Origin of the sequence: Paraburkholderia sp. 35.1, assembly GCF_050436525.1 — a bacterium.
GTDB lineage: Bacteria > Pseudomonadota > Gammaproteobacteria > Burkholderiales > Burkholderiaceae > Paraburkholderia > Paraburkholderia tuberum.
This window is the reverse complement of the sequence record NZ_JBNDMJ010000001.1, coordinates 327,690-347,760: the sequence shown is the minus strand read 5'-3', so window position 1 is coordinate 347,760 and position 20,071 is coordinate 327,690. Positions and strand designations below refer to the sequence as shown.

At 59.0% G+C, this 20,071-nt stretch carries 19 protein-coding genes and 4 pseudogenes; 4 read left to right on the top strand and 19 right to left on the bottom strand.

Annotation, left to right across the window (positions count from 1 at the left end):
* Window positions 1-27: 27 nt before the first annotated feature.
* A pseudogene (locus tag OKW27_RS01905) lies at window positions 28-293 on the top strand (transposase); the annotation flags it as partial.
* Between the two features lie 205 nt (window positions 294-498).
* On the opposite strand, the gene nodU reads toward OKW27_RS01905, so the two are convergent.
* The 3 genes from nodU to OKW27_RS01890 all read right to left on the bottom strand — a co-directional run bounded on the left by nodU (window position 499) and on the right by OKW27_RS01890 (window position 5,068).
* Window positions 499-2,220 carry a nodulation protein NodU gene (gene nodU / locus OKW27_RS01900; protein ID WP_429332356.1) on the bottom strand — a complete coding sequence of 574 codons (1,722 nt, stop codon included), beginning with the start codon at window positions 2,218-2,220 and terminating at the stop codon, window positions 499-501.
* A 13-nt stretch (window positions 2,221-2,233) separates the two neighbouring features.
* Window positions 2,234-2,863 (bottom strand): nodulation methyltransferase NodS, encoded by a 630-nt coding sequence (gene nodS / locus OKW27_RS01895; protein WP_090811375.1) that lies wholly within the window; start codon window positions 2,861-2,863, stop codon window positions 2,234-2,236.
* A gap of 192 nt (window positions 2,864-3,055) precedes the next feature.
* Window positions 3,056-5,068: a carbamoyltransferase family protein gene (locus OKW27_RS01890; protein ID WP_429332355.1), complete on the bottom strand. Its 2,013-nt coding sequence runs from the start codon at window positions 5,066-5,068 to the stop codon at window positions 3,056-3,058.
* Window positions 5,069-5,582: 514 nt separating this feature from the next.
* On the opposite strand from OKW27_RS01890, the gene OKW27_RS01885 reads away from it, so the two are divergent.
* Window positions 5,583-6,530: a LysR family transcriptional regulator gene (locus OKW27_RS01885; protein WP_187611945.1), complete on the top strand. Its 948-nt coding sequence runs from the start codon at window positions 5,583-5,585 to the stop codon at window positions 6,528-6,530.
* Between the two features lie 58 nt (window positions 6,531-6,588).
* On the opposite strand, the pseudogene OKW27_RS01880 reads toward OKW27_RS01885, so the two are convergent.
* From OKW27_RS01880 to OKW27_RS01835, 10 genes and pseudogenes are all read right to left on the bottom strand, one after another.
* Window positions 6,589-6,770 (bottom strand): annotated as a pseudogene (locus tag OKW27_RS01880) (IS3-like element ISBvi4 family transposase); the annotation flags it as partial.
* Window positions 6,771-6,968: 198 nt separating this feature from the next.
* The gene (locus tag OKW27_RS01875; protein WP_090811371.1) at window positions 6,969-7,454 is read right to left on the bottom strand and encodes a hypothetical protein; all 486 of its coding nucleotides are present in this window, start codon (window positions 7,452-7,454) and stop codon (window positions 6,969-6,971) included.
* Window positions 7,455-7,619: 165 nt separating this feature from the next.
* Window positions 7,620-7,748: pseudogene (locus OKW27_RS01870) on the bottom strand (electron transfer flavoprotein subunit alpha); the annotation flags it as partial.
* A 38-nt stretch (window positions 7,749-7,786) separates the two neighbouring features.
* On the bottom strand, window positions 7,787-8,143 hold the full coding sequence (gene nifW, locus OKW27_RS01865; RefSeq protein ID WP_429332354.1) for a nitrogenase-stabilizing/protective protein NifW: 357 nt from the start codon (window positions 8,141-8,143) through the stop codon (window positions 7,787-7,789).
* A 42-nt stretch (window positions 8,144-8,185) separates the two neighbouring features.
* Window positions 8,186-9,322 (bottom strand): homocitrate synthase, encoded by a 1,137-nt coding sequence (nifV, locus tag OKW27_RS01860; protein WP_429332353.1) that lies wholly within the window; start codon window positions 9,320-9,322, stop codon window positions 8,186-8,188.
* Window positions 9,323-9,464: 142 nt separating this feature from the next.
* Complete coding sequence (locus tag OKW27_RS01855; protein WP_429332352.1) at window positions 9,465-9,770, bottom strand: hypothetical protein; 306 nt, start codon at window positions 9,768-9,770, stop codon at window positions 9,465-9,467.
* A 999-nt stretch (window positions 9,771-10,769) separates the two neighbouring features.
* Complete coding sequence (gene nodB, locus OKW27_RS01850; RefSeq protein WP_429332351.1) at window positions 10,770-11,462, bottom strand: chitooligosaccharide deacetylase NodB; 693 nt, start codon at window positions 11,460-11,462, stop codon at window positions 10,770-10,772.
* A complete protein-coding gene (locus OKW27_RS01845) occupies window positions 11,459-12,040 on the bottom strand; it encodes a NodA family N-acyltransferase (protein ID WP_429332829.1) in 582 nt (193 codons plus the stop codon). The genes nodB and OKW27_RS01845 overlap by 4 nt, the downstream gene beginning before the upstream one ends.
* Before the next feature lie 47 nt (window positions 12,041-12,087).
* Window positions 12,088-12,615, bottom strand: a complete 528-nt coding sequence (locus OKW27_RS01840) for a hypothetical protein (RefSeq protein WP_429332350.1) — start codon at window positions 12,613-12,615, stop codon at window positions 12,088-12,090.
* Complete coding sequence (locus OKW27_RS01835; protein WP_429332349.1) at window positions 12,612-12,854, bottom strand: hypothetical protein; 243 nt, start codon at window positions 12,852-12,854, stop codon at window positions 12,612-12,614. Before OKW27_RS01835 ends, OKW27_RS01840 begins: the two co-directional genes overlap by 4 nt.
* Before the next feature lie 234 nt (window positions 12,855-13,088).
* Here OKW27_RS01835 and OKW27_RS01830 point away from each other — a divergent pair.
* A pseudogene (locus OKW27_RS01830) lies at window positions 13,089-13,400 on the top strand (hypothetical protein); the annotation flags it as partial.
* 465 nt (window positions 13,401-13,865) lie between these two features.
* Window positions 13,866-15,704: a nif-specific transcriptional activator NifA gene (gene nifA / locus OKW27_RS01825; protein ID WP_429332348.1), complete on the top strand. Its 1,839-nt coding sequence runs from the start codon at window positions 13,866-13,868 to the stop codon at window positions 15,702-15,704.
* Window positions 15,705-15,916: 212 nt separating this feature from the next.
* Here the strand turns inward: nifA and OKW27_RS01820 are convergent, their stop codons facing one another.
* From OKW27_RS01820 to nifW (OKW27_RS01795), 6 genes are read right to left on the bottom strand one after another with little or no spacing between them, the layout of a single operon-like run.
* A complete protein-coding gene (locus OKW27_RS01820; RefSeq protein WP_429332347.1) occupies window positions 15,917-16,069 on the bottom strand; it encodes a hypothetical protein in 153 nt (50 codons plus the stop codon).
* A gap of 36 nt (window positions 16,070-16,105) precedes the next feature.
* Complete coding sequence (locus OKW27_RS01815) at window positions 16,106-16,405, bottom strand: ferredoxin family protein (protein ID WP_018423212.1); 300 nt, start codon at window positions 16,403-16,405, stop codon at window positions 16,106-16,108.
* Window positions 16,402-17,712, bottom strand: a complete 1,311-nt coding sequence (locus tag OKW27_RS01810; protein ID WP_429332346.1) for an FAD-dependent oxidoreductase — start codon at window positions 17,710-17,712, stop codon at window positions 16,402-16,404. Before OKW27_RS01810 ends, OKW27_RS01815 begins: the two co-directional genes overlap by 4 nt.
* 11 nt (window positions 17,713-17,723) lie before the next feature.
* Window positions 17,724-18,827: an electron transfer flavoprotein subunit alpha/FixB family protein gene (locus OKW27_RS01805; protein ID WP_429332345.1), complete on the bottom strand. Its 1,104-nt coding sequence runs from the start codon at window positions 18,825-18,827 to the stop codon at window positions 17,724-17,726.
* Window positions 18,824-19,672: an electron transfer flavoprotein subunit beta/FixA family protein gene (locus tag OKW27_RS01800; protein ID WP_090811342.1), complete on the bottom strand. Its 849-nt coding sequence runs from the start codon at window positions 19,670-19,672 to the stop codon at window positions 18,824-18,826. Before OKW27_RS01800 ends, OKW27_RS01805 begins: the two co-directional genes overlap by 4 nt.
* 34 nt (window positions 19,673-19,706) lie before the next feature.
* The gene (nifW, locus tag OKW27_RS01795; protein WP_090811340.1) at window positions 19,707-20,045 is read right to left on the bottom strand and encodes a nitrogenase stabilizing/protective protein NifW; all 339 of its coding nucleotides are present in this window, start codon (window positions 20,043-20,045) and stop codon (window positions 19,707-19,709) included.
* Window positions 20,046-20,071 lie beyond the last annotated feature (26 nt).

The window sequence follows — 20,071 nt, the reverse complement described above, 5'->3', positions numbered from 1 at the left end:
ACCTTGCGGTGCGTCAATTGTCCACGCGTGTTGCGGCAGTGGTGCGCCAACGTCATGCGCTCGAAGGTCGAGCCGATGAAGGAAGTGGCGCAAATGATTCGCCAGCACTTCGATGGCATCGTCGCCTGGACTCAGACCCGCCAGACCAACGGCTTCATCGAGGTCATCAAGGCTTGTTTCAAGCTGCCAAGCGCAAGGTTCGCGGTGACACGCGCTTCACGACGATGCGCACCGTCCTCTTTCTCATCGCCGGCAAGCTGGATTTCTCCAGCTTTAACCCGCACGCCCCGTGAGCCCCATTACCCACTGCATTTTGAAGAAGATGCCAAGTTTCCGAGGATGGCATCGAGGTTCCGCGGGTCGATGAGCAACCTCCGCCCGGGATAAGTGCTTGCGAAAATCGAGCCAAGGGAGGCCGGCTGATCGTCTTCGGACCGTAGCGATAGAGCGAGCTGCCGGGACAATTGACGGCGTCGTACTGACCACTGAGCTGCAACGTCAGCAATCTTCGAACGGCGACGTAGCGAAAAGTGTTTCGTCGACTGACGGCGAAAGACCAGTCCTGGTCAGTAACAAACCATCGCACCACACACGTTCGACGCGTCCCCACGCACAGGCTGAAGCAGCGTCCGGGAAGAAACCTCGTCCGTGATAGTTGGCGCTCGTGTTGCAGAGCAACGGAATACCCGTCAGCTTTTCGTATTCGACCAGAAGTTGCGCCACCGGATGCTCGGAAGTTCTTGAAATGGTCTGCAATCGGGCAGATCCGTCGAGATGCACGACGGCAGGGATTTTTTCTCGCCATTCCGCGCGCGTCTGATGATCGAACAACATATAGGGATCAGGGCTCCCCGGGCTAAAAATGGTCGGCGCACGATCCTCAAGGCAAATTGGCGCCACGGGACGGAAGTGCTCTCGAAACTTGATGTCGTTGAGATGATCCTTCATTGTGGGCGAAGTCGCGGCGGCCAGAATGCTTCTGCCCCCCAATGCTCGTGGTCCGAGCTCGGCCCGGCCGGCAAGGAAAATGACGGGCTCGCTACTGGCGAGTATGCCGGCGAGTTCTGCAATGGAGCAAGTAGACGCCGTCCATCCGGGCGGTACTTGGCAACCTTTTAAGGCCGGTCCGCTATATACCGACCACTCCAGCGGCACGAAGCCCTTCTCGGCTGCCAGCGCGCAACAAGCGGCGCCAATCGCAGACCCGCTATCGTTGGGAAACGGCGGCACCCAGATTGCGTCGAACAAACCGCTCGCGCGCAGGGCGCTGTTCCATTTGATATTGAGTCCGCATCCGCCAGCGATGCACAAATTTTTCGGGCCCGCAATCGAATGACGCTGCAGCGCGATACCCATTTCATGAACGAGAAGACGCTCGAGGAATACATGGAACGAGGCGAGTACGTCTTCGGGCGGCTTGGCTTCCAGTCGCAGCGCGCTTGCTTCGAAGAACTCTCCTACAGCCGCTAGTGACGCGTCCGCGCTGTGGATGTTCTCGCGATAAGCTTGCGCACACTCCGTGTCGCCAGCAAAGCGTGCCTGATAAAGCTCGCGAAATACCTCAACGATATCTTCGTTAACGGAGCCTAGCGCGATGTAGGCCATCAGCTTGCCGGCCACACCCAGATCCCACCGGGCGCCGCCCGGCTTCTTATAAGGACCAAAGTGATGACCCGCCGCAGCGTAGATGTGACCTATCACGGGGAACAGGCAGTCGACATGGCGGGCGTGGTGGCGTTCTACATGATAGAGGCGCGGGACGATGCCACCATCCCACACCAAACAGAATGCAGGTTGCCCGCTTTGGGCAAAGGGACTGGTGCAGTACGCGGAGGCCACATGGCCTGACACGTGAGGATAGCTTTTATAAGGAAAGGACTGGCCGCCGACAAGCAATCCGGAGCCGTCGAGCGAAGCGAGAAGATCATCGGCTCGGCGTTCGGCATAAGGGGCCCCTTTCAGGCTGACGGGAATCGACCCACTGAGGACCCGAAACTCCGACTCGACTACTCCGTCCCAGCCGTCGATGACAAACTGGTCAATATCGTGCGCATCGAAACCATGCTCGGCCAATGCGATCGCGATCGCGTCGAGGTCGTCGATCGCCTGATACCGCGGATTGTTGTCTCGCTTTTCCTGCTCCACGCAAAAAACCAGTTTTCCATCCTCGACAAGGGCGATCGCTCCGTCGTGCGTCAGTTTGATCCCACAGATGCGCATAATATCTCCCGGCCTAACGCTGGTAAGTTGGTCCGCACGAAGGCGAAGCCGCGTTTCGAAAACAGGCGAGCAGACAGTCTTCATTCAACGACTGACCGACGCACCTCAAACGATCGATTTCAACCAGCTCTTCTTGCAGGATGGCTATGACCGTCTCGGCTCCGGCAATGTGGCCCCATCGCCGGCAATTGGCGTCATGTGCCGATCCGAAAACCAGCTGTCCACCGGGCGCAAGCATCCGTGCTAAATTGCGGACAGCCGCACGCACCTCGGCGCTGCCGTCGAGGTAATAGAGAACCTCCGCCACCACGACCAGATCGAACTGTTGCTCAGTCGAAAAATGCTGGACATCGGAGACGATCCAATTGATGTGTGGTGGGTCCATCATCCGTTCGCGTGTCCTGGCAATTGCGTGTGGCACGATATCGATCACGGTGAGCCGTTGGCAGTGCGGTGCCAATTTTTCCGTGAAGGCTCCGCCTGCGCATCCGACTTCGAGCGCATTTGTGACGGATCCCTGCGAAAGTGCCATCCGAAGCATTTGCCTGTGGCGCTCGTGCTCAAAGGGATTGCTGTCGAGCCGCCATGGATCGTCTGCGTCCAATTCCCGACGCAGCAATTCGAAGTTCGTTTGATGTGTCAATTCCGCCTACCTTTATGGTGCGCTGCTGCATGTGTCCGGACCTTGGGCCGGGACTGGTGCTCCGTTGGACACCGGCGTGTTGGTACAAGAACTGCACGGCGGCCAAACGCTATTGTTTAACGTTCTAGAAAAATAGCTCGCGAGCGCTGTTACCTAGTTTCAGATCTTCAGCCACTCATTGGAAGGGCGTCGTTACCGTGACAACGCCCGTGAGGGATGTAGCCGAACCCGACGCTGTTCCCACAATCCGCGCAGTTCCTCGACGAGGGCTTCACGTCGAGTCTGCTCAGGCGTAATGGTATCGAGAAGATGTCCGAGCACGGCTTCGCCTTCGATCCGCATCAGCAGATCGAACAACTCATGTGAAATACGCACACTGTCACAGTTGGAGCCGCCGGTGCGAATTTCGCACACCGTTTCCTGACGATCCCGCGCTGTGTGAGCGCGGACTCGATAGAGCGATGCATAGGGCGGCAGTGCAACCGCGAGCGCAGTCCAATGTTCCTGCGTTGCGGGCCGCTTTTTGACGAGGAACGGCCCGACCACAAGTCCATCCAGCTCTGTCGTCAGAAATGTGGCAATCGCGTCTGCAACCGAATCTACGATCGGCTCAGCGTTGTTATTAAAGGAAGTATTCAGCAGAATTGGGATTCCTGTCCGCTTCTTGAACGCATTAATAACCTCCCAGTAGGCGGGATTGGTCTTGCGCGATACTGTTTGCAGCCGCGCTGTACCGTCAATGTGCGTGATGGCGCCGAGCAGGGCACGCTTGGAGTCGCGCACGCGAACTACAAAATTCATAAAAGGGAATTCGCGGGTGCCCTCTGGGAGGTCAAAAAATTCGTGCGCATCGTCCTCGAGCACTGATGGCGCGAACGGTCGGTAACCCTCGCGCTTCTTGACCATGGCGTTGATCCGGTCCTTGTTTGCGGCCGGCCTGGGATCGGCAAGAATGCTGCGGTTGCCAAGCGCGCGTGGCCCGAACTCCGAACGACCCTGCACCCAGCCGATCACGGCGCCATTGGCCATCCAGTCCGCTGCTCTGCCTGCCACGTCATCACTGCGTTCAACGTGGAGGTGTCCGGCCCACGCATTCAATTCTTGCTCCACGACCAGATCGCTCCCAACATCCGGCCCCCAATAAACCTCCTGCAATCGCTCACGCGGCGCGGGCCGACCGAAGTCGCTTGACATCATAAGGGCAGCGCCTAATGCGCAACCGGCGTCATGCGCTGCGGGCTGCACGAAGATGTCTTCGAAAAGTCCCGAATACAGCAGCTTACCGTTCATGGTGCAGTTATGAGCTACTCCTCCGGCTATACACAGCCGCTTCATACCGGTGACCTCGCGATGATGGCGGAGAATGTGAAACACGATCCGCTCCAGCGCTTCCTGCAATGAAGCACCCACATCTCGATGCTGCTGTGTGAATGGCATTCCCTTTCGCCGGACCTGGATGCTGCGGAGCAACGTCGGACCGATGCGGTCCAGGTAGACGCGGTACTCACCGTTGGCGGACAGTTGATAGAATTGCTCGAAGAGCCCGCGATAGGGAGCGGGATCCCCATAAGGTGCAAGCCCCATGACCTTGTATTCATCGAACAAGCCGTAACCGAGATACCGGATTGTTTCGAGATAAAACAGCCCTAGAGAATTAGGCTCTGCGAAAGTCGCGAGTTGCGTAATTTCGGTTCCAGATCCGAGCGCCAAGAGCCCCGAGAGGAAATCACCGCCGCCATCGACCGCGAAAATCAGACTTTGCTCGAATCCAGACATCGCAAACGCGCTCACGGCATGCGCCAGATGGTGACTCACGAATGAGACTCTCGAAGGATCGACCTCGGTACCGAATTCCCGCATTAGTAAGTTACGCAGAAACAGCTTGGCATCCACCGGAATGGAGATGTTCGGCTGGGACAGGAACAGGCGTTCGAGCATAACGTTGCAATAGGCCTCGGTAGCGTAAAACGCGATGTGGTCGATATCGCTGAGCTGAATCCCTGCGGATGCGAGGCAGTATTGAATTGAACTGCTCGGGAACTTGTTAGAGTGCTTGATCCGGTTGAGGCGCTCCTCTTCGACGGCCGCTATTACGCGTCCGTCCCGGACAAGCACCGCAGCGCCGTCGTGCAGAAATGTGTTCGGCAGTTCGAGTGAATTTTCATGAACTTTGTCTAGCCCGCCGCTCACTCCTAAGCACAGCATGTTTCTCTCCTTCATCGTGGTAGGAAGCCCCTATTGGCAAAACTCGAACCCCTACCACATAGGTAAGGTAGGGTATCGCTCGCCGCTGCGAACACCGGTCAGACGTCACCAGCCCCAAAGAATCTCGCGTAGGGTCCGTCTGCAAAATGGCGCCGCAATTCATGAAAATTCTGTACCGTTTGGTCCAGGGTCGCGTTTCTTGGCGACGAAGGATGGCGCGACCAGAAAGCTGAAGCGCTGGAACCCCGAGGAAATCCCCAATCGTTGCCAAACATGCGGCGGGTTCGGGAGGATGGCTCCCGATGCATGTGATTGATCGACAACTGCTGCAACGTCATTTCCTCGGCTTTGCTCAGTTCTACGACACACTTCATCCACTACCCGGCACCACGAAGGTGCCAGCAGGTTTGCGAAATTCAATCGGATTTACCAGGAACACTATCCTCCATGCCGTACAATTCGTAAAATCGTTTGTCTTGATGGAACACATCCACACTATGGATAAGTTGGGATCATGCGTTTCAAGGGCCTCGATCTAAATCTCCTCGTCGCGCTCGATGCTCTGATGACCGAGCGTAACCTCACTGCGGCGGCACGCAGCATCAACCTGAGCCAGCCGGCCATGAGCGCGGCCGTCGCCAGGCTACGCGCCTATTTCTGCGACGAACTATTTACGATGAGGGGCCGGGAACTTGTCCCAACACCGCGTGCAGAAGGGCTCGCTGCTCCAGTCCGGGAGGCTCTGGTGCACATCCAGCTCTCCGTTATTTCCCAGGACGTGTTCAACCCAGCCAAATCGGATCGCCGCTTCAGGATCATTCTTTCCGATTTCATGACAGTCGTATTTTTTCGAAAGATCGTGGAGCGTATTGCACGGGAAGCTCCCGCCGTCAGTTTCGAATTGCTGCCACTTGCCGATGACCCCGATGAGGTTCTCCGGCGCGGCGAAGCCGATTTTCTTATCTTGCCGGAATTTTTCATGTCGAGCGCGCACCCTAAAGCGAAGCTGTTCGAGGAGACGCTCGTGTGCGTAGGCTGCCGCACGAACCAGCAGCTATCAGGGCAGCTCACATTCGAGAGATATATGTCGATGGGGCACGTTGTGGTCAAGTTCGGGCGTGCGCGGCAGCCCTCCATCGAGGAATGGTTTTTGCTTCAGCACGGTCTCAAGAGACGGGACGAGGTCATCGTGCCGAGCTTTAGCATGATCCCGCCTATGCTATTAAACACTGACCGTATAGGGACGATGCCCTTAAGGCTGGTCAAGTATTTCGAAAAGGCGATGCCTCTGCGGATCGTCGAACTTCCGCTGCCACGTCCCGCATTCACCGAGGCCGTCCAATGGTCTGCCCTTCACAACAGTGATCCGGCAAGCAATTGGATGCGGGAGATAATATTGGAGGAGGCGTCACGCATGATTCCTCTGCCTAAGACCACGCGAAGACCAATCCAGCCAAGTTAGGAAATGGGATCTTTCAGCAAGGTTTTTGCGGCATGGATTTGTGGGGTTTCGAGGGTTTTGTGGCGATATACCGTGTATCGCCACACCAGGCCTCATTCGGCGCGGTGACGGCAAACGCCTGATCGAGCAGGTTCGGCGGGACTGGCAAGCCGTGTGTCAATCCGGTTGTTGTCTTGATTTGCGTCTCTGGTTGCAACGCGACCCCTGCTTGCGACGCAGTCTCTTTATCGGATGTACGCCGAATTATCGGCACCGCTGGGCTACCGGTTTCCACGGCTCGCTGAAAAAACGTCCACGGCATGGCCTGCGCGCCCGCGCGAAGTGTGCGGTGAGCGTCGGCTTTGACTACTGAAACGATCACCATGAACTGCAATGGAGTTCTGCCATAGCCAAGCCGGGGACATATTGTCGATCTGTCAGTTGATCTTCCGGCGGCGATTATTGGGATCCGGACTGTGCGAGCAAGGCTTCCACGACGTCCAAGCCTATGCAATCGATCGGGTCCAGCCTGCGCAGCTTGGCGATCAGCTTCAGTGCAACGGTGCGCTCGCCGCGCCGCACGCTGATGAACGCGAGCGCCTTCAGTGTGAAGAGCCAGAAGCGGCCTGGACCAGGAATGGTGAAGTCGGTGTCGCCCGGCTGTACCGCACACCAGTCGCTGTCGAGCGACGCCTGCCGGGCGGCGACCGCCAAAGCCTTGGTCGCGACCTCCTGCGCCTCGCCAAGTTCACCCCGGTTCGCATGGAACTTATACAGCAGATAGTAGGGTGGCAGGCAGCGCGGGTACGACAGGACCGCAGTCCACAACGCGGCGGCCACATCGTCATTGCTGCCGCCGCGGGTTCTCTCGATCAGCTGTAGCACGGGGAAGGGAACGTTGCCGCCGAAGAGATCGGTCGATTCGATACCAGTAATGAGATTCATCAATTTGCTCCGATATGGTGAGGCGTCCGGCCGCTTTTGCGGCGCTCGGAAGCCGATGTGACGATGGATGTGTTTGTCTACGCGAACCTGAACTGGATGCGATGCCCGCCGCGCGGACACGCCCATTCGAGGTTGTGATGGTCCGTGCACAGAATGCGGCAACTACGGGTCAATGTTCAGCTCAGTGCAGTCGGCGGTGAGGCCGGTCAAGGGCGTCGTTGCGACAGATCCGGCGAGATCCCGGGCCATCGAGGTTGCACCGAGCAGCAGAATCTCGAAGCGGTACTTGTTGACCGGCGCGGCCGGCTTCTTTTCCGAGGCAGCGGGCGAGTTCATGAGGCCCTCTTCATCAACAGGTCCGCCTCCAATCTCGGATGGCGAGCGAATATCTTGTGCACGAGTTTCAGCGACACGTCGCGCAGGCTGGACGCTTTGAAGACCTTTTGCTCCGCGGGCGTGGATACAACGAAGTCGTTGTAGGCCTTCTGCAGTAAGCATCGATAGACGGCGAGCACGGCCGTCGCGTTGTTACGCGGTAGTTCTTTCTGTTGCTCGATATACTGAAAGAAGCGCTTGAGGATGTGCAGGCGGCTCACGTTCAGCACCTTCTCGTCGAATGCGATGTCGAAGAATCGCAGGAAATCCTCGGCCGACGACAGGTGACGCAGTTGTTCGATAACTTCTTGCATGTCGTTACTTCTATTGGACAAGTTTGGCCGCCATCACCACACTCACGACACCTTCACCCGCGTGCTGTGGGCTTGCGTCAGGAAGCGGCGCAGATCGCTTGCATTCGGCGCCTGCTTGTACTGCGTGACGAAAGAGCGGATGCGCGCAAGCAGGAGCGGGATGAGCCGCTCCGACACCCTCACGCCTAGAGCGTCGTAGGCCTCACGCACACTTTGAGATCCAGAATGTTTCCCGAGTATCGTCGACCGTTGCCGGCCGAGCTCTGCTGGATCGAATCCCTCGTAGGTCGTGGGGTGCTTCGCGAGGCCGTCGGTATGAATGCCCGACTCGTGAGTAAAGATGCTCCTACCGATGATGCTCTTGTTGAAGGAAACTGCGCGGCCTGAGGCTTGTTCGACCAGCGACGAAATGTCGGGCAGCGCTCTGGTGTCGACGCCAGTGTCTCGTCGCAGCAGGTGCCGCGCGCCCATCACGACTTCTTCCAGCGCTGCATTGCCGGCGCGCTCACCCAACCCGTTGACGGTGGTGCTCGCATGGGTCGCGCCGGCCCCAAGGGCGGCCAGTGTGTTGGCTGTGGCGAGCCCGAGGTCGTCGTGCGCATGGATTTCGATCTCCAGATCGACGGCGACGCGCAGCGCTGCAATGGCGTAGAAGGTCTTAAAGGGGTCCAGGATACCGACAGTGTCGGCAAAGCGCACGCGCTGGGCCCCGTGCTGCTGCGCGCATTGAGCCACTTCTATGAGAAATGAGGGATCCGCGCGCGAGGCGTCTTCCATGCCCAGGGAAATCTTGGGATGGTTTTTCGCTGCCTCGTCGACGACGCGTGCGATCTGCGCCAGTACCCAACTGCGCGACTGCCGCAGCTTGTGTTCCAAATGAATATCCGAAACGGGAACCGAGAGATGAACGATATCGGCATCGCAGCGCAATGCCGCGGTGAGATCCTCGTTCGTGAGGCGCCCCCAAACCATCAGGCGGGCGTCGAGGTTCAGGTCGACGATTGCAGCGATGCACGCCATTTCGTCTTCGCCCATGGCAGGAATTCCGATTTCGAGTTCGGCCACGCCGGCTTGCGACAGTGCGGCGGCGATTGCGCATTTTTCCTCGGTGCGAAACGCGACGCCGGCGGTCTGCTCGCCGTCACGAAGTGTCGTGTCATTGATGATCGGATTGAGCATGTCAGGTCTCTTGAGTTGTCGGCGATGGATCGCAAGCGTTGTGCCAAGCGAGCATCTACAGTCGGAGCACAATTTGCGGGATGTTGACCGGCACAATGTCGGGTTATGGCGGTGCATCGTCCGATTGTTGGTGTCGCGAATGTTACGTTTTGGACAATGCGGCAGCGCTGGAGGTGGCTCGTTCGATGCCCGCAAGACCCGTCGCGATCAGGGCCGCAAAAGCGAGATACGGATTCAGATCCGCACCGCCAATGCGGCACTCAACGCGGACGGCGTCCGAGCCTTCGCCGTAAAGGCGGAAACCGACCGTCCGATTGTCTTGGCTCCATGCGACCTTGGTCGGCGCGAACGTACCGATCTGGAATCGCCTGTAGGAGTTGATGTGGGGCGCCAGAAAGAGGGTGATGTCGTTCGAATATTTCTGCAGGCCCCCAAGGTAATGGTGCATCAGATTGAGACGTTTATATGCGGATGCGGTACGAACGCTTTGCCGCGCGGCAACGTTTCACAGGGGAATCTTCCTCTCCGTGCAAAATCTGGTGGTGGGCGAGTGCCGAGCTGCTTGCGGTAAGGCTCAGTAGCTTCCAGTTTTCACGGAGTCGACGGATAAACAAATCGTTAGTCGGTAAGGGATTTTAGAAACCAACTGCTAGATTCTCAACGGAAAGCACGATCGTCTCATAGCATCTAAGATAATTGGCGTGCACGATCACTCGTCGCTACAAACGCCGTCGTATGCCACCACCAACGTCGAAGAATCGCGCGTAAGATCCGCTCTGCCAAGCGCCATCGCAATACCGAAAATTCTGTAGCGTTCGGTCCCGCCTTCGGGTTTCCGGTGGCGGCCTGTTTCCACCCCCGTGTGGTACGTTGGCAGCAGCGCTTCGTGACAGCCAATCGCTATTGCTCAATGTACACAGCGCATAGACTTTCAGGGAGAGCAAGAGAAAGAGGTTAATGGGTGTGTGAAGAGAAAAGCCAAGAAATCGAAGCTGGCGAGCGCGAACCGATGCCACGCTACAGCGGATCATGGTCGATGATTCGATTATCAGGGCAGTCCACCACGGCACTGTCGCTGTCAATGCGAGCTGCGCGAGCCCCGCTAGAAGCGATAAGGCGAGAAATAGCGAGCCCAGATTCTGTCCGATCACGTCCAGCGTAAGGTAGCGATCTAGACAGGGCAGCAGGCGCAGCGAAAGCGACGTGTCCCGATAAGTACTGCGCGCCCAGCGCAGTTGTTGGCGCAGATACGCCCCCAGTCTGTCCGGAACGACTGTCGCCGCTATGGCGTCCGGAACCTACTCGGTCCGATAACCTGCCGTCAGCATGGGAATCGTCAGATGACGGTCCTCGCCGAAGTCGCTCGGCTTCCCGCGAAAAAGTTGCGTCTCGTACTGATCTAGCAGCAAAAGGACCGCGGAGCGCATAAGACGAGACAGCGACAGTGCTAGTTGCGCCAAGCATGTTCATAGGGTGTCTGGTTCGTCCGGTCAGGTTGAGGAAGCGATCGGATTGCAAACCCCCGGTCATGCAATGCTGGAATCATGAGGGAAAGCGCCATGAGGGTCTGCTCGCGCCGACCAGCGTGAGTGCATCGTCCCAACTCATCGGGAGGGCATCCGTCGTGCAAGAGCACAATTGCACCCGGCCGGACAGAGGCCAGCACTGCGCTGACAATCGCGTCCACGCCGGGACGAGACCAGTCTCGCGGGTCTACCGACCAGTGGAGGGGCGCCAGACCAGCGCTCGCTGACGTAGTGAGCACTGCTTCGGTCCACATGCCATACGGGGCACGCATATACCGCAGCGAAACACGCGGGCTCGCCATCCTGATGACCCTGCTTGCCGTTAGTATTTCCTGTTGTACTTCGGTGGGTTCGCATCTGGACAGGTCCGGATGAGTCATCGAGTGGTTTGCGACCTCGTGTCCTTCTGCGATCATCCGTCGGATCAGCTTCGGCTGGTCCGCTGCGTACGCGCCGATGACGCAGAAAGTCGCTGGCACCCGGTGTTGCGCCAGCACATCGAGGACGTCCGGTGTGCAAAGTGGATTAGGGCCGTCGTCAAACGTCAAATAGACGTCGCGACGTCCGTTGGTGTCAGCGCACTCGCTGCGCGCTTCGGATAAGCAGTGCCTCACAGCTCTGGCCCGTTCCGGTCAATTATCGTTCCGGTCGGCCAATCGCTCATTGGCCGTCCAATCGGTAAGACGACAATGAGTACGTCCTCGATGCGCGTGGGCGGCGTGTCGAGATGCACTTCTCGAAGGGTCGACCTCACGCGAACTCCAGACACAATAGTCGCCAGACCGGGTCGGCCGAGCAGCCTTGCAATATGTTGCCGCAACGCGTGTCGAACCGTGCCGAAGCCAAATGGAACGCCAAGTTCCTGCAACACGGGATACATCACGCGCATTAATTGAGGGATTCCGAGTCCCTCAAGATCCGGACGTACCGCGTACAATCCTAGTTCGGCCACTAGTAGATCGACTGCGCCAACCTTGATGAAACGACGCAGTGCGCCGATATGAGCCGCTACGCCGCGCGCGTCGTAGCCGATTGCACGGAACTCTGGCCTCGCACCAGCCCAACTGTGATTGCCTTCGAATGGTTTTGCATTAAACGCCCCGGTCGGTCCGTAGGTCTTTCGGAAGAACTCGGACAGTTCGATGTGGTCGGCGAGTCGCAACTCATTTTCCCAAACCAGCCTCCACCGCACCTGAGAGCGCACGGAGAGAGGTCCTCTATCTGTGGACACGGCCAAATTCACGACTGCCTCCTATGCGCCGTCCGGCCTTTGAGGGTGGACCTGACGGACGCGAAGGACTTGCTGAGAAAGCGGTTCGATTTCAGGATTCGTCGCGAAGCCAAGGCGAAGTCGAGGTTTGCCTCAACTGTACGAAGGTAAGCGGCCGATATAGAAAAAGTTTGGAGAACTATGCGCAGTTTTGCCGGTAGTAAGCGCCTACGCGACCTGCCGGACGCTTGTCGCGTCGTGTCGGCGCGATCCGGCTTGCCCATGCCGCCGAAGACCGTGGCCGCATTGGACATGTGCCTCGGTTGATGGTCGGCGTACACCTGAGGATTTTTCTCGGCGTCAGGGCAAAGACCGACAACCATCTTGATATGCCCAAATTCTATTTCTCCGGCCCGACGTTTTGCCACAGTATTCATGAGAGCGTCCACGAGAAATTGACTTGAAATTTGGTGCCGTGTCCGCCGAGAAAGTTCAGCGAGTTCGGGATCTGCGATTTCCTTCGTCCAGGCGATGAGGCGTCGCCAGTGGTGCTTCATGTGCCCACCGTTATGGCCGCCCATCGGGCCGGACACGCCGCTGTTGCGCCATGCGTGAGCCAGTCACAGATCGACTGCGCGCTCACGCCGAGTTGCTCGGCGGTGAGCTTGCGCTTGATCCTGTGTCCGAGCGGCGACAGGGCCGCCGCTCGCGTGCGCGTGTCCCGATGCATGTGATTGATCGACAACTGCTGCAACGTCATTTCCTCGGCTTCGCTCAGTTCTACGACACACTTCATCCGCTACCCCGGCACGACGAAGGCGCCAGCAGGTTTGCGAAATTGAAATGGATTTACCAGGAACACTATCCTCCATGCCGTACATTTCGTAAAATCGATTGTTTTGATGGAACGCATCCACACTATGGATAAGTTGGGATCATGCGTTTCAAGGGCCTCGATCTAAATCTGCTCGTCGTGCTCGATGCTCTGATGACCGAGCGTAATCTCACCCCGGCGGCACGCAGCAAGGCCCAACTCAACGTCGTTCGCTACGCCGATGACTTTGTTGTGACCGGTATGTCGAAAGAAGTGCTCGAATTCGAGGTGCTTCCGGCGCTCAGGCAGTTGATGGCCGCTCAAGATCTGGAGCGCTCGGAAGAGAAGACCCGGATCACGAACATTGCAGACGGTTTCGATTTTCTTGGCCAGAACGTGCGCAAGTACGACGGCTACTGGCCCAGCGCCTGTGAAGATACTTTGGATTGCCAAAACAATAGAGGTGGTGAGGATGGCTGGCACCTAGAGCCCGGAGGGGCTTTTTTTGCACTTGAAACGTTACGCTAACGCAGCCATGACTTACCAAACCAGATTGATCGGACCGATAGACTCGCATCTAACGATCTGAAAACAGTTTCCACACGTCCTCGGCCAGTTCAAGACGGACATTTTGTCGCCCGACACGGAAGCGCTTTTTGTGCCAAATATCCCGCTGCGCCGGGCGGGCACGCCCGAAGAGGTCGCAAAGATAGATCATCTTCGTCCTATGCTCGGATGCGGCGAGTTATCTCACGGGCACCGAGGCAGCAATCAATGATGGACGACACCTGTAATCGGCTGCACCTGGAGTAGACAAATCGCAGTTGATTTGAGCGACATCAATGGAACTCGCGTTCCTAACGGAATCCACGCAGCGAAATCGCAAAAGCAGAAAATAAGTACATCAAGGCACTACAGTTTCACCGTCCTTCCATGAAAGGGCATTATCTTTTGAAGTCAGCCCGTGAAATTGGGCGCTAGATCGAGGATGATATGCAACACAATGCCCGCAAATCCGAACAAGGTGACGGGGAGCACGGTCCCCACAACGGGGACGTCGTCATGCTGCATATCGCTTCCGTACGCGAAAGGCCTGGCTCAAAGTCCGAGACGGACCACGCGGTCCCTATTGTGCAGTGGCACGAGAGCGTGCTTACCGGCATCTTCGAAATATCGAAGGTACTCACCGCCCCCTACCGGCTCGAAGTCGCGTTGGCCAACGTCATCGATCGCCTGCAATCGTTTGTTCAGATGCGGCTCGGTATCGTCTCTCTCTTCGACGATGATGGCGTACCGGACATTACCGTTGGCGCGGACTGGAGCGAAGGCAGCGATGAGCACTACCGGATGCGCCTGCCGCAGAAGGCAATTGACCAGATCATGGCGACGGACAGGCCGCTCGTCGCCGAGAACATAGCGGTGCATTCGGGCTTCAGTGCCGCCGACATGGGCGTGCTCGGTGCCTCCGACAACATGCGAGTATCGTTCATTGGCGTCCCTATTCGTATCGACGCGAAAGCCGTAGGCACGCTGACCATCGACCGCATCCTGGACTATGGGTCGAACTTCCGGCTCGATTACGACGTGCGGCTGCTTACCATGGTCGCCAACCTGGTGGGGCAGACGGTGAAGCTGCATCGCTTTTTCAAGAGCGACCGCGAGCGACTGATGGCGGGGAAGGACGGGCTGCAAAAGCCATTGTCCGAGCTCAAGCACCCTGCAGGTGAGCGTAAGAAGTTTCAGATCGAGGGGATCATTGGCGACAGCCCGGCGCTGCGCGGGCTGCTCGCGAAGATCGCGGTGGTAGCCGAATCGAACAGCACGGTTCTGTTGCGCGGCGAATCCGGTACCGGGAAGGAGCTGGTCGCCAAGGCCGTTCACGAGCTGTCGCCGCGCGCCAAGCGGCCTTTCATCAAGCTCAATTGCGCGGCGCTCCATGAGACGGTGCTGGAATCCGAATTGTTCGGTCATGAGAAGGGTGCCTTTACCAGCGCTTTCAATTCGCGCAAGGGGCGCTTCGAGCTCGCCGACAAGGGGACGCTGTTTCTGGACGAGATCGGCGAGATCTCGGCCTCGTTCCAGGCAAAGCTGCTGCGCGTCCTGCAGGAGCAAGAATTCGAGCGCGTCGGCAGCAACCAGACCATTAAGGTCGATGTTCGCGTGATTGCCGCCACGAATAAAAACCTGGAAGAGGCTGTGGCAAGGAACGAGTTCCGCGCCGACCTTTATTATCGCCTCTGCGTGGTTCCCTTGCTGTTGCCGCCGTTGCGTGAAAGGCGCAGTGATATTCCGCTCCTCGCCGTTGAGTTTCTCGAGAATTTCAACAGCGAGAACGGCCGTACGCTGAGCTTCGATGCGAGCGCGATTGAAGTATTGATGAACTGCGGTTTTCCCGGCAATGTCCGCGAGCTCGAGAATTGCGTGCAGCGGAGCGCGACCTTGGCGCCGGGACCAGCGATCGTGAGAAACGACTTTGCCTGCTGCCACGGTCAGTGCCTGTCCGCGATGCTGTGGAAGAGCCGATCGGACGAAATCGCGCCGCAGCCCGGGCCAATCGTACCAGTGCCCGTGAAGCCGGCTACGCTGCGGGCTGAGGCTGCTACGTCGGGCGCAGTTGCTGCGGTCCAGCCTGTCGGCAGCGAGCGGACTCCGTTAGCGGCTGGCGGCGCAGTCCTCGGAAGTGATGCGAAGATGACCAACCGCGAGCGTCTCATCGCCGCCATGGAAAGATCCGGCTGGGTGCAGGCAAAGGCGGCGCGGCTGCTTGGACTGACGCCGCGCCAGATTGGCTACGCGCTGAGGAAATACGGTGTCGAGATCAAGCGCCTCTGAAAGGACTGTCGGACTTGCGGCGTGTCGGGGCCGCGACATCGCGACTGGGGCGAATGGCTCGGACAAGTCAAATCTGGATTTGGCGTGGACCTTGGCACGATCACGATGGGAAGCGGTCCGTATCTCGACTAAGGTGGTGCGAACGCGGCGCTGTCATCGCCGGTTCGTTGGCCATGTGTCTCCTCAGACGGACCGTTGCAGCAACGCTTCCACTACGGGCCGAGGCAGCCCGAATACGTAATCGCGACGGTATCGGGCGCCTGGCGTTTCTGCCGTTCCGCCCAGAAGGCCTTCAGCAGCGCCGTCGAGCCCTTGCCGCCCGGCGCCCCGCGGATGCGGCGGCGGCCGGTTCTCGGTGCAAGCAAACACATGTCGTTCTGGTCTGGCAATGACGATGTTCCTCAACCGAACTTGAACAGGATGCCGTGACCACCGCGCGGGTAGTCCCACTCGATATTCTGGTGGTCGGTACAGAGGATGCGGCAACTGCCGCATTCGAGGCAGCCGTCGGTGATCAGCGTCACCGCGCCGTTGCCTTCGGCCTTGTAGCACGAGGCCGGGCAGACGAAGGTGCAACTCTTCGCGCTGCATTCGCTCTGGCAGACGTCGGCATCCTTGATGTGGACGTGCGGCCGTCCTGCATCGACGCGATAACGGTTCTGGAACAGCTTTTCCTCTACGTTGACGGGTAGGGTGCTCATCGGAAGGCCCTCAGGAGTTTGTAGGCGTCACCCACGATGCCGGAAAGCGAACGGGCTGTGCGGAAGCTCGAAAAAATCTCGCGCTCCTTGCTTTTCTTGTCCTTACCGTCGACCGTGATCATCGTGCGCGCGGCGCGCGCCATGAGGTCGGGGTAGGTCGTGAAGAACTGCGGATTCTGGTGCAGCACGGCCGGCATGTCGCGGTACTTGTGCAGGTCTTTCATCACGAAGCTCTGATCGAGCGCGGCCTTGTAGGCCTTGAGCGTGCCGGCGCGGTAGCCGTGGCCCGCGGCTTTAGCGTGGATCACCGTTTCGGCGGCGAGGCGTCCCGTGGTCATCGCAAGATTCGAACCTTCTCGGTGCGCGGCGTTCACGAAACCGCCTGAATCGCCAACGATCATCCAGCCGTTGCCGTAGACCTGCGGGATTGCGTGAAAACCGCCTTCGGGAATCAGATGCGCGCAATACTCCTTCATCTCGCCGCCCGCAATCAGCGGTGCGATCGACGGGTGCTGCTTCATCTTTTCGAGGAGCACGTAGGGGCTCGTGCGGTTGGGGTTTTTCTTGAAGTCGCTCAGCATGCAGCCCACGCCTATGGTGAGCGATTCCTTGTTGGTATAGAGGAAGCCAGTGCCCATCATGCCGTCGGTGATCCTGCCGACCATCTCGATCACGACGCCGTCGTCCTCGCCGACGTTGAAGCGCTGGCGGATCGTCTCCTCCGGCATGAAGAGAATCTCCTTGACGGCGAGTGCAACGTTGCCGGCCCCGATCTCTCCATGAAAGCCCGCCTTGCGCGCGAGCGTCGAATTCACGCCGTCGGCGAGCACCACCACGTCGGCATAGACATCGCCGTGCTCGCGGTCGCACTGCACGCCGACCACCACGTCGCCGTCCATGATCAGTTCCTTCACCGTGGTCTCGCAGAGCAGCAGTGCGCCGGCTTCGCGCACTTTCGATGAAAACCACTTGTCGAACTGCGCGCGGATGATCGTGTAGCGGTTATAGGGCGGCCTGTTGTAATCCTCGCTGCGCACATGTGTACCGACAAACGACGTATCGTCGAGCACCCACATCCGCTGCTCGATAATGTGGCGCTCCAGCGGCGCATCGTCGCGGAACTCCGGGATGATCTCTTCGAGCGCCTTCGCGTACAGGATCGCTCCCTGAACGTTTTTGCTGCCCGGATATTCGCCCCGCTCGATCTGCAGCACTTCCAGACCTGCCTTGGCCATCGTGTAAGCGGCAGCGTTGCCGGACGGACCGGCGCCGACCACAATCACATCGAACTGTGAAGGTTTTCTCATCGTGATTCTCCTCAGGCAGCCTGCTTGCGGCGCCGGGTCAAATGCTCCACAAAAGCCTGCTTCAGCGCGGGCAACACTTGCAGTGCATTGCCGACAATCCCGTAGTGTGCGAAATCGAAGATGGGTGCGTTCGGGTCGGTGTTGATCGCCACGATCACGTCTGCGCTTTCCATGCCCACGCGGTGCTGGATCGCGCCGGATATGCCGGCGGCGATGTAGAGCTTGGGCCGCACCGTCTTGCCGGTCTGTCCCACCTGGCGCTCCCCCTCGACCCAGCCGGCCTGCACGCATGGCCGGGTCGCACCCACTTCGCCGCCGAGCACGTTCGCCAGATCGAACGCCAGCTGGAAGTTCTCCGGGCTCTTCAACCCCTTGCCGCCGCTCACGATCACATCGGCATAGGGCAGGTTGATCCGGTTGCTGCTCGCATCCGGGATAAAGTCGAGCAGCCTCGTGACGATGTCCGTCTCGATCATCCCCAGCGTTCCATGGACGATGTTGCCGGTGCGTTCGGCGTCGCGCAGCGGCATCGGCATCACGCGCGGGCGCACCGTCGCCATCTGCGGACGGTACGCGAGCGTCATGATCGTGCACAACAGCGAGCCGCCGAAGGTGGGGCGCGTCGCCGCCAGCGCACGCGACGCGGGATCGATGTTGAGTTCGGTGCAATCGGCGGTCAGCCCGGTCAACAGGGTCGTCGCTACGGAGCCGGCGAGGTCGCGGCCCATCGACGTCGCGCCCAGCAGCAGGATCTCGGGCTGATGCCGGTTGACGAGGTCGGTCAGCCCTTTCGTGAACGGCTCGTTGCGATAGCCTTGCAAGACCGGGTCGTGGACGATGTACGCATCGTCCGCGCCGTAAGTGAAGGCTTCTGCGGCGAACTGTTCGAGCGGTTCATTCGCGCCGCCGAGCACCGCGATGCCCACTCGGCTGCCGAGCGTGTCGGCCAATTTGCGCGCTTCACCGAGCAGTTCCCACGAGACGCTGTGCACGTGTCCACGGTCGTGCTCGATAAAGACCCAGACGCCTTTGTAGACCTTCAGGTGTTTCGGCAGTTCGAGATTGCGTCCTGCGCGGCCGGCGGGTTTCTTCGCGGGGGCGGCGGGTGCATTCATGAACCCTCCTTCATCAGCAGGTCAGCTTCCAGGGTAGGATGGCGCGCGAAGATCTTTTGCAGCAGGTTCACCGACACGTCGCAAAGACTCGATGCGTCGAGGTCGAGCATCTCCGCTTTCTCGCTGCGCGGCGTCGGTCCAAAGACTTTGCTGACCACTGTCGGCGAGCCCTTCAGGCCGATCTTGCTGAGATCTTCGATGCCGGCCTGTTCGCAGTTCCATTTGTGCACCGGATAGCCGGCCGCATGAATCATCGCGGGCAGCGTCGCAAAGCGCAGTTCGTTGGTGTTCTCCAGCATTGTGATCAGGCACGGCAGCGCAGTCCTGAGCACGTGCACGCCGCCCTCGGCGCGGCGCTCGACGGTGATCGTGCGCGCATCGAGAGCGGTCTCGACGATGCGCGACACGTAGGTCAGCAGTTGCAGCCCGAGGCGTTTGGCGATACCGGGGCCGACTTGCGCGGTGTCGCCGTCGATCGTCTGCTTGCCAGTGAACACGATGTCCACCGCCTGCTCCTTCGCGATCTGCTGGATACCCGCTGCCAGCGCGTACGACGTAGCGAGCGTATCCGCGCCGGCGAATGCACGGTCGGTGAGCAGCACGGCGTCGTCCGCGCCGAAGCTGATGCACTTGCGCAGCGCTTCCTCGGCCTGCGGCGGGCCCATGCAAAGCAACGTGACCTTGCCGCCGAAGCGGTCCTTCAGTCGCAGCGCCTCTTCGAGTGAAAACAGGTCATACGGGTTGACGATCGCCGGAACACCCTGGCGCATGATCGTGTTGGTGACCGGATGAACGCGGATCTGCGTCGAGTCCGGGACCTGCTTGATGCAGACGACAATGTGCATGGTCTTAACGATGTGCATGGTCTTGCTCCACCTGTCAGGCAAGGGTGCGCGCGGGCAGCGACGCGCGCAGACTGTCGAGTGAAACGTGCTGCCGCCCATTTGTGTCCCGGAACACCTTGAACACTTTTTCCTGCGCCGGCGTGGAGGTGACGAAGTCGCCGTAAGCCTTCAGCAGCAGCGCGTGATATGACGCGAACAGGGCGGGTTCGTCGCCTTCCGGCAGCGCGTCCTGTTGCTGGATGTACTGAAAGAAGCGCTTGAGGATGTGCAGTCGACTCACGTTGACGACCTTCTGGTCGAACGCAATGCCGAAGAACTGCAGGAAGTCCTCGGCTGAGGACAGCGCCTTGAGTTGCTGGACAAAGCTTTCCATCGCGTTTACTCCTTGCAAGCGGATGA

Excerpts from the sequence above, each read along its gene's own strand:
- nodU (WP_429332356.1), bottom strand. The coding sequence starts at position 2,220 with ATGCGCATCTGTGGGATCAAACTGACGCACGACGGAGCGATCGCCCTT.
- OKW27_RS01890 (WP_429332355.1), bottom strand. The coding sequence starts at position 5,068 with ATGCTGTGCTTAGGAGTGAGCGGCGGGCTAGACAAAGTTCATGAAAAT.
- OKW27_RS01885 (WP_187611945.1), top strand. The coding sequence starts at position 5,583 with ATGCGTTTCAAGGGCCTCGATCTAAATCTCCTCGTCGCGCTCGATGCT.
- OKW27_RS01875 (WP_090811371.1), bottom strand. The coding sequence starts at position 7,454 with ATGAATCTCATTACTGGTATCGAATCGACCGATCTCTTCGGCGGCAAC.
- nifW (WP_429332354.1), bottom strand. The coding sequence starts at position 8,143 with ATGCAAGAAGTTATCGAACAACTGCGTCACCTGTCGTCGGCCGAGGAT.
- nifV (WP_429332353.1), bottom strand. The coding sequence starts at position 9,322 with ATGCTCAATCCGATCATCAATGACACGACACTTCGTGACGGCGAGCAG.
- OKW27_RS01855 (WP_429332352.1), bottom strand. The coding sequence starts at position 9,770 with ATGCACCATTACCTTGGGGGCCTGCAGAAATATTCGAACGACATCACC.
- OKW27_RS01840 (WP_429332350.1), bottom strand. The coding sequence starts at position 12,615 with ATGAAGCACCACTGGCGACGCCTCATCGCCTGGACGAAGGAAATCGCA.
- OKW27_RS01835 (WP_429332349.1), bottom strand. The coding sequence starts at position 12,854 with ATGAAGTGTGTCGTAGAACTGAGCGAAGCCGAGGAAATGACGTTGCAG.
- nifA (WP_429332348.1), top strand. The coding sequence starts at position 13,866 with ATGCAACACAATGCCCGCAAATCCGAACAAGGTGACGGGGAGCACGGT.
- OKW27_RS01815 (WP_018423212.1), bottom strand. The coding sequence starts at position 16,405 with ATGAGCACCCTACCCGTCAACGTAGAGGAAAAGCTGTTCCAGAACCGT.
- OKW27_RS01810 (WP_429332346.1), bottom strand. The coding sequence starts at position 17,712 with ATGAGAAAACCTTCACAGTTCGATGTGATTGTGGTCGGCGCCGGTCCG.
- OKW27_RS01805 (WP_429332345.1), bottom strand. The coding sequence starts at position 18,827 with ATGAATGCACCCGCCGCCCCCGCGAAGAAACCCGCCGGCCGCGCAGGA.
- OKW27_RS01800 (WP_090811342.1), bottom strand. The coding sequence starts at position 19,672 with ATGCACATTGTCGTCTGCATCAAGCAGGTCCCGGACTCGACGCAGATC.
- nifW (WP_090811340.1), bottom strand. The coding sequence starts at position 20,045 with ATGGAAAGCTTTGTCCAGCAACTCAAGGCGCTGTCCTCAGCCGAGGAC.